The sequence below is a fragment of the Streptomyces sp. NPDC048461 genome (assembly GCF_055587105.1).
Genome location: NZ_JBVJGW010000026.1, coordinates 14,236 through 27,985, shown reverse-complemented (window position 1 = coordinate 27,985; position 13,750 = coordinate 14,236). Strand labels below are relative to the sequence as shown.

Here is a 13,750-nt window from a genome sequence, read left to right as displayed (position 1 = left end):
CCGTCGCGGTCAGTTCGGTGCGCCGGTCCCCGCCGACAGCGGCCTGCCGTCCCGGAAGACGTCGAGGTGCTCGCGGAGGAAGGCTTCGAGGGTGCGCGGCGGCCGGCCGAGTATGCGGGACACGGTGCCGTCGGGCTGTTCCGGGTGGGTGGTGGCCATGCGCTGGATCTCCACCACGTGGGCGGCGAGCCAGTCGGGCATGCCGGCGGCCGTGGTGAGGTGACGGTGCAGGTCCGCGCCGCTGAGATCGACGTACCGCACGTCGCGGCCCAGCAGGTTGCCGAGCACGGCGGCGAGTTGGGGGTGGGAGTACGTCCGGTCGCCGGTGAGGGTGTAGGTGCGGCCGGCGAATTCGGGCCGGGCCAGTGCGGCGGCCGCCACGTCGGCGATGTCCCGGCAGTCGATGTAGTTGCACGCCGCGCCCCCCATCGCGCCGTGGAAGACACCGCCCCCGGCCACCCCGGGCGCGAGCAGGAGCAGCTTCTGCAGGAACGCGTAGGGGCGCAGGACGGTGCCCGTGACCCCCGAAGCGCGGAGGGCCTCCTCGACGACGTGGTGCCCGCGGGCGACGGCCACGGGAGAGTCGGGGCCGGCGCCGGGCGCGGAGATCTTGACGATGTGCCGGATGCCGCTGTCGGCGGCCGCGGCGATCGCGTTGGTCTCCAGGGCGACCTGGGCGGGGCCGTTGGCCATGGTGAGGAACAGCCGGCTCGCGCCGGTGAAGGCGGCCCGCAGGGACGCGGGGTCGGCGGCGTCGGCGGCCATGACCTCGGTCCGCGCGAGGACGGCGCTTGCCAGGCGGCTGCGAAGCCGGTCGGGGTCGCGGCTCAAAGCCCGGACAGGTACGTCGAGTTGAGCCAGACGGTGCAGCAGTGCGCTTCCGGTGGCGCCGGTGGCGCCCATGACGACGATCATTCGGTGTCCTTCCGTTGCGGCCCCCGTGCGCGGGTCGCGCGGGGCCGGCAGAGGTGGCGGGTGACGGTGGAGCGGGTGGAGTGGTGTGGCCGTGGCGTGCCCGGCCGCGGGATCCGCAGCGGTGGGGTGACCCCGGTCAGCGCGCGCCGCGCATGGCTCCGCGCCAGCGCCACGTGATGATGGCGGCGGCGAGGGCGGCGGACAGCGGGAGGTCGAGTCGGAGCCGTTCGGGCCACGGCGAGCCGGGCGGGAACGCGAACGGCGCCGGAATCGGCCACGCCGCCAGCCCCTCGACGGCGAGGTGTGCGGCTCCGGCCGCGACGGCGGCCGCCAGGAGTCCCGCCCCCGCCGCCAGGACCGGCTTCGGCAGGGAGACGGGCCGGCGGGATCCGAGGCCCGTACGCCGGAGCCGGGCGCCGGTGAGGGCGGCGACGAGTGCCGAGGTGCCCGCGATGGAGGTGAGGGCGGCCACGGCCAGGTCCTGCCGCCCGGAGACCAGGCCCCCGGCACCCGCGGTGAGGGCCGGAGCGGCGTAGGCGACCAGCACCTCGCGCCAGAGGACGAAGCGCGGCGGCGGCCGCTCCCCGGCGATCGGAACGCTTCTTCGTGTACCCACGACGTCTTCTCCTTCGACTGCGACATGATAATTAGGGACCTAACTACATGGTCATGCGAAACGACCCGCCCGACACCTCACCCACCGGGGCGGCACGCATGGGCCGCTCACGCGGAGGCGGATCGCGCCCAGGCGGGCACCGGCACCGGCTACTGCCCGGTCAGCGCCCCGATGCCCCGGGTGACGCGCGCGAGCAGGTCGAGGAAGACGGTCCGCTCCTCGACGCTGAGGTCGGCCACCATCGCCTGGAGGCGCTGGAAGTGCTCGGGGGCCAGGTCGCGCAGCTTCTGTGCGCCGCGGGCGGTCAGGACGACCACCGAGGCACGGCCGTCCTGTGCGGACGGCCGGCGCAGGACCAGCCCGTCCTTCTCCAGGGAGTCGATGAGCCCGGTGACGGTCGCGCGGGAGACGCCGAGGCTGGCGGCCAGGAGCGACGGCGACTTCTCGCCCTCGCTGTCCTCCAGGTCCGCGAGGAGCCGGTAGCGCCCGGTGGACAGGCCGAAGCGGGAGAAGTGGACCTCGCTCGCCTGCCCGAGCCGTGCTCCGGCAGCCATCAGCCGCACCGCGACCAAGACGGCCTGCGGGTCGGCGTCGAGGCCGTAGTGCCGGATCTGGCGTCGGGCCTGATCCAGGGTCGGCTGCTCCTCGGGCAGGGTTTCGCGTGCGTCCATGACATTAATATGGCCCCTAACTACCTTCCCCGTCAAGGGCATTGGCCCCGTGCGGCCGCAGGCGTGCTCCGCCGCCACCGCGGCCGTCGCCGAGACCGGCCGCCGAGACCCGGGCGATGCGCAGGGCGAGCTGGATCTCCAGCACCCGCTCCGGGGACTGCCAGTCGGGACCGAGGAGTCGGCCGATGCGTTCCAGGCGCTGCACCACGGTGTTGATGTGCACGTGGAGGGCGTCCTTCGCCCTGGACTGGCTCATGCCGGCGGAGAAGTACGCGTGGAGGGTGCGCAGGAGATCGGTTCCGCGCTTCGCGTCGTACGCGATCACGGGGCCGAGGGTCTGCTCCACGTAGCCGCCGAGGTCCGTGCGGTCGCCGAGCAGGACGCCGAGGAAGCCCAGTTCGGCCAGTGCGGCCCCGGTGCCCGTGTGGCCCAGGGCCCGCAGGGCCGCAAGGCAGCGGCGGGCCTCCGCGTGGGCGTCGGCGAAGCCCTCGGCTCCGCCGACCGGCCCCGCGGCGCCGACGGTGACCGGGGCGGCCACGGCCTGGCCCAGCTCGTCCGCCAGCGCGCGGGCGTCGGCGCTGGGGGCCTCGGACGGGGCGACCAGCACCACGTCGTCGTGGTGCAGCCCCGCCAGTCCCTCGCGGCTCTGCGCGGACCGGGCGGCCGCAGCCAGCAGCCGCCTGCGGGGCACCGTACCGGCATGGAGCAGGAACACCGCGTGCGGGCGGTCGAGGTCCACCCGGAGCCGGCGGGCCCGGGCGGCCAGGCTGGTGGGGTCCGCCGCCCGCGCGAGCAGGTCCCCGAGGAGTTCTCCGCGTACGCGGTCCTCGGCTTCGGCGACGGAGCGGCGCAGCAGCAGGAGCAGGGCGGTGACCACGCCGGCGCGCTCGAAGAGGCGGCGGTCCGCCTCCCCGAGGCCGGCGCGGCCGGTCAGGACGATGCTGCCGAGGAGTTCGGGCCCCGCCAGGACCGCGCACACCCAGGTGCCGTTCACCGGAACGGCCCGTCCCCCGGCCCGGGAGGCGGCGACCGCCCGCGCCGGCGGGACCTGGGGGTCCGCACCCGCCCGGGCGAGTTCGGCCCCGTCCGCGTCGTGGATGAGCGTCCCGCCCTGGAGGACGGCTCCGATGGCCGTCGCGACCTCCGCGATGTCCCCTCCGCGCAGGACGAGGTCGGTGAGCCGGTCGTGGGCGTCCGCGGCCCGCCGCACGGCCTCGCTGTGGGCCTCGATGGTCCGTGAGGCCTCGTTGAGTTCGACCAGCGCGGTACGGGTCTCGTCCAGCAGCCGGGCGCCGTCGATGGCGATCGCCGCGTGGTCGGCCAGGGAGGAGAGCAGGGCGACCTCGTCCGGCGCGAAGGTACGGGCCGTGCGGTCCGCGGCGTACAGGACGCCGATCACCCGGGTGCCCAGGCGCAGCGGTACGCCGAGGATGGCCCGCAGCCCCTCCTCGGTGACGGCGGCGTCGATCGTCGCGGTGTGCCTGAAGCGCGGGTCCTCGCCGTAGTCACCGGTGGTGTAGGGGCGGGCCGACTCGGCGACCAGTCCGCCCAGGCCCTCGCCCATCCCCAGCCGCACCCGCTGGAACGCCGCCGAGATGCAGCCGTCGGTGACCCGCATGTACGTGTCGCCCGCCTCCTCGTCGTTGAGGGACAGGTACGTGACGTCCGTGCCGAGCAGCAGCTTGGCCCGGTGCGTGATCGCCCGCAGGACGGCGTCCAGGTCTCTGAGGCCCGCCAGGTCGCCCGCGGTGTCGAAGAGCGCGGCCAGCTCGACCTCGCGGCGCCGGTGCTGGGTGAGCGTACGCCGTATCCGCAGGGCCACCTGGGCGGCCTCGGCGATGGCTGCGGCCTCCGAAGGATCGGCCGCCGCGTCCCGGCCCGCCTCGGCGACCCGCGCGAACCGGTCGGGTGACGCGCCCTGCTCCAGCAGGTCCAGCAGCTGCCGCAGGGCGGTCGGGGCCGGTCCGGCAGCGGAGTTCGTGGCGGGGGTGGACATGGGCGCTCTCCGTGGCTCGGAAGCCCGCCGCTGCCGGCGGGGCGCGGCGGGCGGCCGGAGCTCACCTGTCGGCGGGGATCGATTCGTGCGCGGGCCGGCGGCTGCCGGGGACCGCCGGGCCGGCCTGGTCGTGGTCCCGCGCCAGGCTACGCCCGCGGGTCTCCCCGGCCGCCAGGACGGTCAGCGTGGTGATGAGGGTCGCGACGGCGAGGTAGACCGAGACGGGCAGGGACGAGCCGTAGCCGTCGAGGAGGGCGACGGCGACGATCGGGGCGAGCGCGCCGCCGATGACGGAGGCCAGTTGGGATCCCATCGAGGCACCCGAGTAGCGGACCCCGGTGTCGAACATCTCGGAGATGAAGGCGGCCTGCGGTCCGTACATGGCGCCGTGGAGGACGAGCCCGATGGTGACGGCCGCGGCGATCACCGGGAAGGACTTGGTGTCCAGCATCGTGAAGAACACGAACGCCCAGCCGGTCATGCCGATCGATCCGATCAGGGTGACCGGACGCCGGCCGATGCGGTCGGACAGCGCGCCCCACGCCGGGATGGTGACGAAGTGGACGGCGGAACCGATGAGGGCCGCGTTCAGCCCCTGACTCTTCGACAGGCCGAGGTGGGTGGTGACGTAGACGAGCAGGAACGCGGTGATGATGTAGTACGAGATGTTCTCCCCGAGACGGGTCCCGATCGCGGTGAGGACGGACCGCCAGTGCGACCGGAACACCTCGGCGACCGGCAGCTTCTCCTTGACGCCCGCGGCGGCCGCCTCTTCGGCGGCCTTGGCCCGGGCCTCCAGGAAGACGGGGGACTCGGAGACCGACACCCGGATCCACAGGCCGATCACGACCAGGACGCCGGAGAGCAGGAACGGGACGCGCCACCCCCAGGCGAGGAACGCCTCCTCGGACTGGACGGCGGCCAGCAGGGCGAGGACGCCGGTGGCCAGCAGGTTCCCGCCGGGGGCGCCGGCCTGGGGCCAGGAGGCCCAGAAGCCGCGGTGCTCGTCGTCCCCGTGCTCGGACACCAGCAGGACCGCGCCGCCCCACTCGCCGCCGAGCGCGAAGCCCTGGACCAGGCGCAGCAGGGTCAGCAGGATCGGTGCGCCGACGCCGATGCTCGCGTGGGTGGGCAGCAGGCCCATGGCGAAGGTGGCCCCGCCCATGAGGAGCAGGCTCAGGACGAGCAGCTTCTTGCGGCCGATCTTGTCGCCGTAGTGACCGAAGACCAGCCCGCCCAGGGGGCGGGCCGCGAAGCCGATGGCGTACGTCAGGAAGGCGAGCAGGGTTCCGACCAGCGGCTCGCTGCTGGGGAAGAACAGCTTGTTGAAGACGAGGGCGGCGGCGGAGCCGTACAGGAAGAAGTCGTACCACTCGATGGTGGTGCCAATGAGGCTGGCGCTGATGACGCGGCCGATGCCGCCTCGGGAGGGCTGGGTCGGCGGGGACGGCTGGGATGGCTGGGTCGGCTGGGGAGGCTGGGCCATGGCGGGGGCAACCACCTTTCGGCTGGGAGCGGTCGGGGCGCGGGTACGGGTACGGGTACGGAGGTCGGGGCAGGAACAGGCGGCGGTGGGCGATGGGCGATGGGCGGGGGACGGGGGCGGTTCAGGGCACGGGACGGCCCCCACGTCGGAGCATCAGGCGGCGGTCCAGCCGCCGTCCACGGGGAGCGACGCGCCGGTGACGTACCCGGTGTGCGGGCCGCAGAGCCAGACGGCGACGGCGGCGACCTCCTCCGGCTCGATCAGCCGTTTGACCGCGGAGCGGCCGAGCAGGACCTCGCCGACCACGCGCTCGGCGTCGATGCCGTGCGCCGCGGCCTGTGCCGCGATCTGCCGCTCCACGAGCGGAGTGCGCACGTAGCCCGGGCTGATGCAGTTGCTCGTCACCCCGTGCGGCGCTCCTTCGAGGGCCGCGACCTTGCTGAGCCCTTCGAGGGCGTGCTTCGCGGTCACGTATCCGGCCTTGAACGCGCTGGCCCGCAGGCCGTGCACGCTGGAGATGTTGACGATCCGGCCCCAGCCCCGCGCGCTCATGTGCGGCAGGGTCCGCCGTATCAGCAGGAACGGGGCCCGGACCATGACCTGCTGCATCAGATCGAAGCGGTCCGGCGGGAACTCGCCCAGGGGCGCCACGTGTTGCAACCCCGCGTTGTTGACCAGGATGTCGACCTCGGCGGGAAGTTCTTCCAGGAGGCCGCTCCGGGCGAGGTCGACGGCGTGCGCCCGGCCGCCGACCTCCGCGGCGGTGGCGGCGGCCGCCCGGGCGTCGACGTCCACCACGTGGACGAGGGCGCCGGCGGCGGCGAGGGCCACGGCGCAGGCCCGCCCGATCCCGCTGCCGGCGCCGGTCACCATGGCGGTGCGGCCCGCAAGGCCGGGCGCCGGCGTCCCCCCGGACGGGAGGGTGATTGCGCTTGTCATGGCGGGAAGCATGCGTGACGGGCACGCGCCGCTCCCATGTGTACGACCACCACAGTCGGGCCCGGTCCTGTGGTGGAGGCTCCTACTGCAGCAGCTTCTTCCAGTCCTGCGGGACCCGGTCGGCGGGCCCGGGCGCCGGCTGGTCCGCGGGGTGCCCGGTGGGGGGCGCCAGCTCGGGGCCGGACTCGTACAGCTCGTTGCTGCCGTAGTCCCAGAACCACGGCTCGCCCGGTTCGAAGCTCTGCACGAGCGGGTGGCCGGTGGACTTCCAGTGGGCGGTGGCGTGCCGGCCGGGCGACGAGTCGCAGCAGCCGATGTGGCCGCACTGGGCGCAGCGCCGCAGGTGGAACCACCAGCCGCCCGCCGCGTCGCAGTCGGCGCAGCCGGTTCCGGTGGGCGGGGCGCTCGGGTCGATTCCGTCGGTGACGCTCATGCGGGCTCCTCCTCGGTAGCGGTTCCGGGCCGGGCCTCGGGCTCGGTCCCGGCAACGGCCTCGGTCTCTCCCCCGGGTTCCGGGTCGGTCAGCGGGAGCAGCACCTGGAACCGGGTGTCTCCCGGCGCGGACTCGACCTGGAGGCTGCCGTGGTGCTTGTTGACGACGATCCGCCAGGAGATGTCCAGGCCGAGCCCGGTGCCCTCGCCGACCGGTTTGGTGGTGAAGAAGGGGTCGAAGATGCGGCTGCGGATGTCCGCCGGGATACCGGGCCCGGTGTCCCGGAACTCCACCAGCAGCCGGTCGCCCTGCCGGGCCGTGCGGACCGTCAGCGTGCCGTCGACGCCGGTGCTGCGAAGGGCGAAGACGGCGTTGTCGATGAGGTTCGTCCACACCTGGTTGAGCTCCGCCGGATAGGCGGGCACTTCCGGCAGGGTGCGGTCGTACTCCTTGACCACCCGGACATGGGGACCGATCTTTCCGGACAGCATCAGCAGGGTGCTGTCGAGGAGTTCGTGGACGTCGACGACCCGGTGGGGGGCGCGGTCGAGCTGCGAGTACTGCTTCGCGGCGTCCACGAGGTGGGAGATGCGGGTGGTGGAATCGTCGATCTCGTCCATCAACAGCTCGGTCTCGACGGTGTAGTTGAGCCAGCCGATCGCCCCCGGCAGCATGTCCTCGGCCACGGTCGCGGCGACCTGCTCCAGCCAGTCGGTGTCCAGACCGGCCTGGACGAAGGTCGGCGCGATCCGCCAGCCCTCCGCGATGCCGTGGTCGTCGAGCCAGTCGGCGAGTTCGTCCTCCCGGTCGGAGGCTTCCAGCGGACTCAACACCGGAGCCTTTGCGACGCGTTCGGCGGTGCGGTCCTGGATCTCGATGAGGTCGGCGAGGGCCTCGCGCGAGTAGGAGCCCTGGGCGATGACGGCCAGCTTGTGCCGCATCCTGCCCACGCGTTCCCGCAGCGTGGCGGTGGCCCGGACGGCGGCGGCGGCCGGGTTGTTGAGCTCGTGGGTGAGTCCGGCGGACAACGACCCGAGTGCCAGCAGCCGTTCGCGCTGCCCGATGGCCTGCTGGGCGCTCTTCGAGCCGAAGAAGAGCCCCTCCAGGAGGTGCGCGGCCATCGGGAACCACTCCCGCATGACGTCCGAGAACGACTGGGCGGGGAGCACGAAGAACCGCGTCGGCTCGGTCACCCGCATCGAGTTGTTGTACGTCTGCGGCACCCGGTCCCCCAGGTAGGCCTGCATGGCTCCCGAGTACACGCCGCGCTGCGAGGTCCGGGCCACCTCCACGTCGTCGCCGCCGACCCGGCGGGACAGGACGACGGTGCCCTCGATCATCACGTAGAAGCAGGTCGCCGGGTCACCCTCGGTGTACACCGGGCCGGCTTCGAACCGCTCCACCACCCCCTCGGCGCACAGCCTCCCCAGCTGCTGCGGGGACAGCTTCTCGAAGAGGAACAGCGAGGCGATCTCCTGCGGGCTGCAGGGCATGACCCGGCCGCTCACGACTGCTCCAGGTACCGGTGGACGAGCATGACGGCCATGGCTCCCTCTCCGACGGCGGACGCGACGCGCTTCGCCGACTCCGCTCGCGCGTCGCCCGCGACGAACACGCCGGGAACGTTGGTCTCCAGGTGGTAGGGCGGCCGTTCCAGCTCCCACTCGGCGGGCGGCCGCCCGTCCGGCGTGAGGTCGGGCCCGGCCAGGATGAAGCCCCGCTCGTCGCGCAGCACCGTGCCGTCGAGCCAGTCGGTCAGCGGGGCCGCGCCGATGAACACGAACATCCACTGCGCGTCGACGAGTTCGGTCGCGCCCGTGTCGACGTCGCGCAGCGTCAGCTGCTCCAGGTGCCCGTCGCCGTGCGCCGACTCGACGACGGTCCGGGGGCGGACCGAGATGTTCGGCGCCTCCTCGATCTGCTGGACCAGGTAGTACGACATCGACGCCCTCAGCGACTCCCCGCGCACCAGCAGCGTCACCGACTTCGCGCCCCGGGCCAGGTACATCGCCGCCTGCCCCGCGGAGTTGGCGCCGCCCACGATGTAGACGTCCTGCCCCTGGCAGGACGACGCCTCGGTGAGCGAGGAGCCGTAGTAGACCCCGCAGCCGGTGAGGTCGTCGCACCCCGGCGCGTGGAGCTGCCGGTAGGACACGCCGGTCGCCAGGATGACGCTGTGCGCGGCGACCGTGGAGCCGTCGGAGAAGCGGACGACGCGGGCCGCGCCGTTGGCCTCCAGACCGGTGACCTCGCGCGCGGTGAGGATCTCGGCGCCGAACCGGCCGGCCTGGCGGCGGGCGCGTTCGGTGAGCTGCGCGCCCGAGACGCCGTCCGGGAAGCCGAGGTAGTTCTCGATGCGGGAGCTCTGTCCGGCCTGTCCGCCGGTCGCCGACCGCTCGACCAGGACGGTGCGCAGCCCCTCGGAGGCCCCGTACACGGCAGCTCCCAGGCCGGCCGGACCGCCGCCGATCACGACGAGGTCGTAGAAGTCGGCGGTGGGGGTCGTGGCGAGCCCCACGTGGGCGGCCAGGTCGGTCGCCTCCGGCTCGACCAGCACGGTGCCCTCCGGTGTGATCACCAGGGGCAGCCGCTGTCCGTCGGCTCCGGCCGCCTCCAGCAGCCGTCGCCCCTCGGGCTCGTCGGAGGAGTACCACCGGTAGGGCACCTGGTTGCGGGCGAGGAACTCCCGGACGTTCGACGACCGCGCCGACCAGCGGTGTCCGACGACCTTGGTGGCCGGCACCGGCCGGTAGTCGCTGGAGCGCCAGGCGGCGAGGAGGTCGTCCACGACCGGGTAGAGCTTCTCCTCCGGCGGGTCCCAGGGCTTGAGCAGGTAGTGGTCGAGGTCGACGACGTTGATCGCGTCGATCGCCGCGTTGGTGTCGGCGTACGCGGTCAGCAGCACGCGCCGGGCGCCGGGGTACACGTTCAGGGCCTGTTCGAGGAACTCGATGCCGTTCATCTGCGGCATCCGGTAGTCCGCGAGGATCACGGCCACCAGGTCGCCCCGCAGCTTCAGCTCGCGCAGCGCCTCCAGGGCGGACTCGCCGGATTCGGCGCGCACGATCCGGTACGCGGCGCCGTAGCGGCGGCGCAGGTCGCGGGCGACGGCACGGGAGACGCCCGGGTCGTCGTCCACGGTCAGGATGACGGTCCGAGCGGTGTCGGCGACCTGTGCCATACGTCTCCCACCCCGAGAGGCCTGTACCGAGGGCGCGGCGGGCCGACCGCGCCGGTTTCCGCCCATCGTATGTTCGATCGTCCGGGTTCGCCCCGGGACGACCCGCCCCGCGCACCGCGAGCGCCCCGGGCCGCGGTCGGATCGTTCGCCCCGGGCGGTGGACGGGGGGTGCGTCGTACGCTGGGGGCAGCATCGGACCGGGAGGCTGCCGTGGCGGCCCATCAGCGCTTCCACCTGGACCAGGACGGGCACTCGATCACCGTCCTGTGCGACGTGCCGCGCCACCACGTCGAGGTCCTCGTCGACGGGAAGGTCGTCTCCTCGGTCCGCACCGGCCGCGACCCGGTCACCCTCGTGCGGGGCGAGCTCACCACCGAGCCGCCGCGGCCGTTCACCGTCCGGCTGGAGCACCCCGACGACCCGGGCGGCATCCCCCTCTGCGTGCTGGAGACGGAGCACATGCGCTACCTCATGCCGACCGTTGCGCTGACTCCGCAGGAGGAGTGGCCCGCCGAGCCCACGCCGTCGCCCCGCACGCCCGCGGAGCTCCTGGCGCGGTGGCGCGCCCGGTACCGGAACCGCCGGCGCGGCGGGAGCGGGCCGCGCTGACGCGAGGGCGGCCGCCTTCCGACGCCGGCCCCGCGGCGTCGTCGCCTGCCCACGTCCCTCGTCGCGTGCCCACGTCCCTTGACGAGTGCCCTCGTTTCACGCATTCTGACTGAAACTTCAGTCAGGATACTCCCGAAGGCGGCTCGCCCGTGACCTCGTACGAACTCCTCACCTCCTACGGCTCCCCCCTCGGCTCACCCGCCCGTACGGAGCCCGCCGAGCGCAACCCGCTGCGCGTCGGGCTCGTCCAGATGCGCTGGTACCCCGACGAGGACGAGCACGACGCCCGGCTGCGCGAGGGCGTGGCGCTGGCCGCCGCACGGGGCGCCACGGTCGTGTGCCTGCCCGAGCTGACCCGCAGCCCCTACTTCTGCAACACCGACGACCCGATGGCGGACGGCGCCGCCCGCTACCTGGAGGAGGTCGAGGGCGGACCCACCGCGCTCCTCGCCGCCGGGCTCGCCACCGACCTCGGCGTCACCGTCCACGCCTCCCTCTACGAGCGCGCGCAGGACGGCGGCCTCGGGTACAACACCGCCATCTGCGTGGATCCCGACGGCGTGCTCGTCGCGCGCACCCGCAAGAACCACATCCCCGCCTTCCGCGGCTACCGCGAGGACCTCTGCTTCCGCCCCGGCGACAGCGGCTTCCCGGTCGTCGCCCTCGAAGGCGCCCGCTTCGGCTTCCCCACCTGCTGGGACGAGTGGTTCCCCGAACTCGCCCGCGCCTACGCCCTGCACGGCGCCGAGGTACTCGTCCACCCCACCGCGATCGGCTCCGAGGTGGACCTCCCGGACTTCGACACCCGCCCGCTGTGGGAGCACGCCATCAGCGCCAACGGCCTGGCGAACGCCCTCTTCATGATCGTGCCCAACCGGGTGGGCACCGAGGGCCGCTCCACCTTCTACGGCTCCTCCTTCATCTCCGACCCCTACGGCCGGGTCGTGCTCCGCGCCCCGCGCGACCGCCCCGCCGTGCTCGTCGCCGACCTCGACCTCGACCAGCGCCGCGACTGGCTGGAGTTCGGCCTGATGCGGACCCGCCGCCCCGAGCTCTACGGCCGGCTCACCGAGCGCCTGGACTCCCGGATCGGCCAGGACAGCCCGTAGGGTGCGGCGGTGAGTGACATCCATGAACTGACGGTCGCCGTCGACCTGCGCGACGAGATCTCCGCGACGGAGCTGGCCGAACTGCGCTGGCACCTGGGCATCGGGCCCCGGCCGGAGCACCTGTCCATCGTCACGGAGTTCCCGGTCGTGGTCGTGGACGACTCGGGGGTTCCGATGGTCGAGGACGACCCACGGCCCCTGCTGGCCGGGAACGGCGCGGCGGCGCGGGTCGGCGGGGTGCTCGGCTCGGCGCTGGAACCCCGCACAGACCCGCCGCGCGAGGGGTGGGCGCTGACCTCCCGGCAGGAGCTCCACCCGGACGAGTTCGAGGAGGTCGGCGAGCTGCTCGGCTGGCTGGCCGCGCGGGCCCACGCGGCGCACCGGCTCGCGGACGGCACGGTCGGGCTCGGGTTCCTCAGGTTCCACGAGGACGAGGTCCCGGCCGCGCTCCGGGTCGAGGGCGGGCGGGTCGGCTGGCCGGCCTGAGCGCAGCCGCAGAGGGCGGGGGGCCGGTGACCGCGCGGTCACCGGCCCGCCGCCGTACGGCCTACGGCACCGGCTGCTGCTGGGTGACGCAGTGGATGCCGCCGCCGCCCGCGCCGAGGCGGTCGATGTTGAGCCGCTCGACGACGCGCCCGGGGAACAGGCGGGTCAGCGTGGCCCGCGCCGCGGCGTCGGCCGCGGTGTCGCCGAACTGACCGCTGATGACGGCGCCGTTGCACACGTAGTAGTTGGCGTAGGAGGCGAGGAAGTCCGGGTTGGTGGAGCGGATCCGGTCGTAGTCGGGGCCCTGGAGCTTCTCGACGGTCATCCGGGCGCCGCCCGCGGTCGTCGCTCCGGACAGGATCTGGAACTGCTGGCGGGCGTCCTTGGCGTAGACGTCGTTGTCCGAGGCCAGCGGCATCTGGACCAGCGCCTTGCCCGGGGCGAGGAAGCGGGAGGTCGCGTCGACGTGGTCGTCGGTGATGTCCTGGCCGACCACGCCGTCGAACCAGATGACCTTGGACGCACCGTAGGCGGTGCGCAGCGCCGCCTCGATCTGCGCCTGCGACTTGTTGGGGTTGCGGTTGCGGTTGATCAGACTGCTGCGGGTGGCCATCAGGGTTCCCGCACCGTCCTGTTCGACCGCTCCGCCCTCCCCCACGAGGCCGGCGCTGGTGAACGGGACGCCCACGTACGCGGCGATGCGCCCCGCGACCAGGGCGTCCTTGGCGTGGGCCTGCTTGCGGCCCCAGCCGTTGAAGTTCAGGCCGACCGCGTCGAGGGCGCCGGCGCCGTCGGTGCGGAAGACCGGGCCGGAGTCGCGCATCCAGCAGTCGTCGACGGGGATGGTGGTGACGACGGTGACGGTCGAGCCGCACAGGGAGCGCGCCTTGGCGGCACTGCCCGAGTTGGCGCACATGTAGACCGGCTCGTACGTGGCGATGGTGCGGGCGATGAGCGCGATGTCCGCCTGGACCCCACCGAGCGTGCCGCCCCAGATCGAGGTGCTGTCCGGCCAGGCCATCCAGGTGCGGGTGTGGCGGACGTCCTCGATGGGCACCCGGAACGTGCCCGCCGCGGCGGCGGGGACCGCCGCCCGTGCCCGTCCCTCGGCCGCGGCGAGCGCGGCGGCCGCGGCGGTGACGCCCGCCGCCGCCAGGAACCGGCGCCTGCCCATGCCCTCGGCGGGCGGGTGTGCTGCGTGATCGTTCATGAGGGGTCTCCTTGAGGATCGGACGGTGTCCAACTCCCCGCGCCGACTGCGGGGTTGACCGGAAAGCTAAAACTGGCCAAGCGCTCGGTCAATACTTTG

Annotated in this window: 13 protein-coding genes; 3 read left to right on the top strand and 10 right to left on the bottom strand. The window is 73.6% G+C overall.

The window, feature by feature from the left end:
* Nucleotides 1–9: 9 nt before the first annotated feature.
* The 9 genes from ACZ6S8_RS32145 to ACZ6S8_RS32105 all read right to left on the bottom strand — a co-directional run bounded on the left by ACZ6S8_RS32145 (nucleotide 10) and on the right by ACZ6S8_RS32105 (nucleotide 10,237).
* Nucleotides 10–915: an NmrA family NAD(P)-binding protein gene (locus ACZ6S8_RS32145; protein WP_469460960.1), complete on the bottom strand. Its 906-nt coding sequence runs from the start codon at nucleotides 913–915 to the stop codon at nucleotides 10–12.
* A 136-nt stretch (nucleotides 916–1,051) separates the two neighbouring features.
* Nucleotides 1,052–1,531 carry a hypothetical protein gene (locus ACZ6S8_RS32140; RefSeq protein WP_469460959.1) on the bottom strand — a complete coding sequence of 160 codons (480 nt, stop codon included), beginning with the start codon at nucleotides 1,529–1,531 and terminating at the stop codon, nucleotides 1,052–1,054.
* 149 nt (nucleotides 1,532–1,680) lie between these two features.
* Nucleotides 1,681–2,202, bottom strand: a complete 522-nt coding sequence (locus ACZ6S8_RS32135; RefSeq protein ID WP_469460958.1) for a MarR family winged helix-turn-helix transcriptional regulator — start codon at nucleotides 2,200–2,202, stop codon at nucleotides 1,681–1,683.
* A 16-nt stretch (nucleotides 2,203–2,218) separates the two neighbouring features.
* Nucleotides 2,219–4,198 (bottom strand): helix-turn-helix domain-containing protein, encoded by a 1,980-nt coding sequence (locus tag ACZ6S8_RS32130; RefSeq protein WP_469460957.1) that lies wholly within the window; start codon nucleotides 4,196–4,198, stop codon nucleotides 2,219–2,221.
* A gap of 61 nt (nucleotides 4,199–4,259) precedes the next feature.
* Nucleotides 4,260–5,684: an MFS transporter gene (locus ACZ6S8_RS32125; protein WP_469460956.1), complete on the bottom strand. Its 1,425-nt coding sequence runs from the start codon at nucleotides 5,682–5,684 to the stop codon at nucleotides 4,260–4,262.
* 153 nt (nucleotides 5,685–5,837) lie between these two features.
* A complete protein-coding gene (locus ACZ6S8_RS32120) occupies nucleotides 5,838–6,623 on the bottom strand; it encodes a 3-hydroxybutyrate dehydrogenase (RefSeq protein WP_469460955.1) in 786 nt (261 codons plus the stop codon).
* 82 nt (nucleotides 6,624–6,705) lie between these two features.
* The gene (locus ACZ6S8_RS32115) at nucleotides 6,706–7,056 is read right to left on the bottom strand and encodes a UBP-type zinc finger domain-containing protein (RefSeq protein WP_469460954.1); all 351 of its coding nucleotides are present in this window, start codon (nucleotides 7,054–7,056) and stop codon (nucleotides 6,706–6,708) included.
* Entirely contained in the window at nucleotides 7,053–8,564 is a 1,512-nt protein-coding gene (locus ACZ6S8_RS32110) for an ATP-binding protein (protein ID WP_469460953.1), read from the bottom strand. Before ACZ6S8_RS32110 ends, ACZ6S8_RS32115 begins: the two co-directional genes overlap by 4 nt.
* Nucleotides 8,561–10,237 (bottom strand): NAD(P)/FAD-dependent oxidoreductase, encoded by a 1,677-nt coding sequence (locus ACZ6S8_RS32105; RefSeq protein WP_469460952.1) that lies wholly within the window; start codon nucleotides 10,235–10,237, stop codon nucleotides 8,561–8,563. Before ACZ6S8_RS32105 ends, ACZ6S8_RS32110 begins: the two co-directional genes overlap by 4 nt.
* 210 nt (nucleotides 10,238–10,447) lie before the next feature.
* On the opposite strand from ACZ6S8_RS32105, the gene ACZ6S8_RS32100 reads away from it, so the two are divergent.
* From ACZ6S8_RS32100 to ACZ6S8_RS32090, 3 genes are all read left to right on the top strand, one after another.
* Nucleotides 10,448–10,846, top strand: coding sequence for a hypothetical protein (locus tag ACZ6S8_RS32100; RefSeq protein WP_469460951.1), 399 nt, complete (start codon nucleotides 10,448–10,450; stop codon nucleotides 10,844–10,846).
* 149 nt (nucleotides 10,847–10,995) lie between these two features.
* A complete protein-coding gene (locus ACZ6S8_RS32095; RefSeq protein ID WP_469460950.1) occupies nucleotides 10,996–11,955 on the top strand; it encodes a nitrilase-related carbon-nitrogen hydrolase in 960 nt (319 codons plus the stop codon).
* A 9-nt stretch (nucleotides 11,956–11,964) separates the two neighbouring features.
* Nucleotides 11,965–12,441 carry a hypothetical protein gene (locus ACZ6S8_RS32090; protein WP_469460949.1) on the top strand — a complete coding sequence of 159 codons (477 nt, stop codon included), beginning with the start codon at nucleotides 11,965–11,967 and terminating at the stop codon, nucleotides 12,439–12,441.
* Nucleotides 12,442–12,502: 61 nt separating this feature from the next.
* Here ACZ6S8_RS32090 and ACZ6S8_RS32085 read toward each other — a convergent pair whose 3' ends face one another.
* Nucleotides 12,503–13,651, bottom strand: a complete 1,149-nt coding sequence (locus tag ACZ6S8_RS32085) for an agmatine deiminase family protein (protein WP_469460948.1) — start codon at nucleotides 13,649–13,651, stop codon at nucleotides 12,503–12,505.
* Nucleotides 13,652–13,750 lie beyond the last annotated feature (99 nt).

Bases quoted from the DNA above. Each gene is read 5' to 3' on its own strand.
- ACZ6S8_RS32120 (WP_469460955.1), bottom strand. From the start codon at position 6,623: ATGACAAGCGCAATCACCCTCCCGTCCGGGGGGACGCCGGCGCCCGGC.
- ACZ6S8_RS32115 (WP_469460954.1), bottom strand. From the start codon at position 7,056: ATGAGCGTCACCGACGGAATCGACCCGAGCGCCCCGCCCACCGGAACC.
- ACZ6S8_RS32130 (WP_469460957.1), bottom strand. From the start codon at position 4,198: ATGTCCACCCCCGCCACGAACTCCGCTGCCGGACCGGCCCCGACCGCC.
- ACZ6S8_RS32085 (WP_469460948.1), bottom strand. From the start codon at position 13,651: ATGAACGATCACGCAGCACACCCGCCCGCCGAGGGCATGGGCAGGCGC.
- ACZ6S8_RS32145 (WP_469460960.1), bottom strand. From the start codon at position 915: ATGATCGTCGTCATGGGCGCCACCGGCGCCACCGGAAGCGCACTGCTG.
- ACZ6S8_RS32135 (WP_469460958.1), bottom strand. From the start codon at position 2,202: ATGGACGCACGCGAAACCCTGCCCGAGGAGCAGCCGACCCTGGATCAG.
- ACZ6S8_RS32125 (WP_469460956.1), bottom strand. From the start codon at position 5,684: ATGGCCCAGCCTCCCCAGCCGACCCAGCCATCCCAGCCGTCCCCGCCG.
- ACZ6S8_RS32105 (WP_469460952.1), bottom strand. From the start codon at position 10,237: ATGGCACAGGTCGCCGACACCGCTCGGACCGTCATCCTGACCGTGGAC.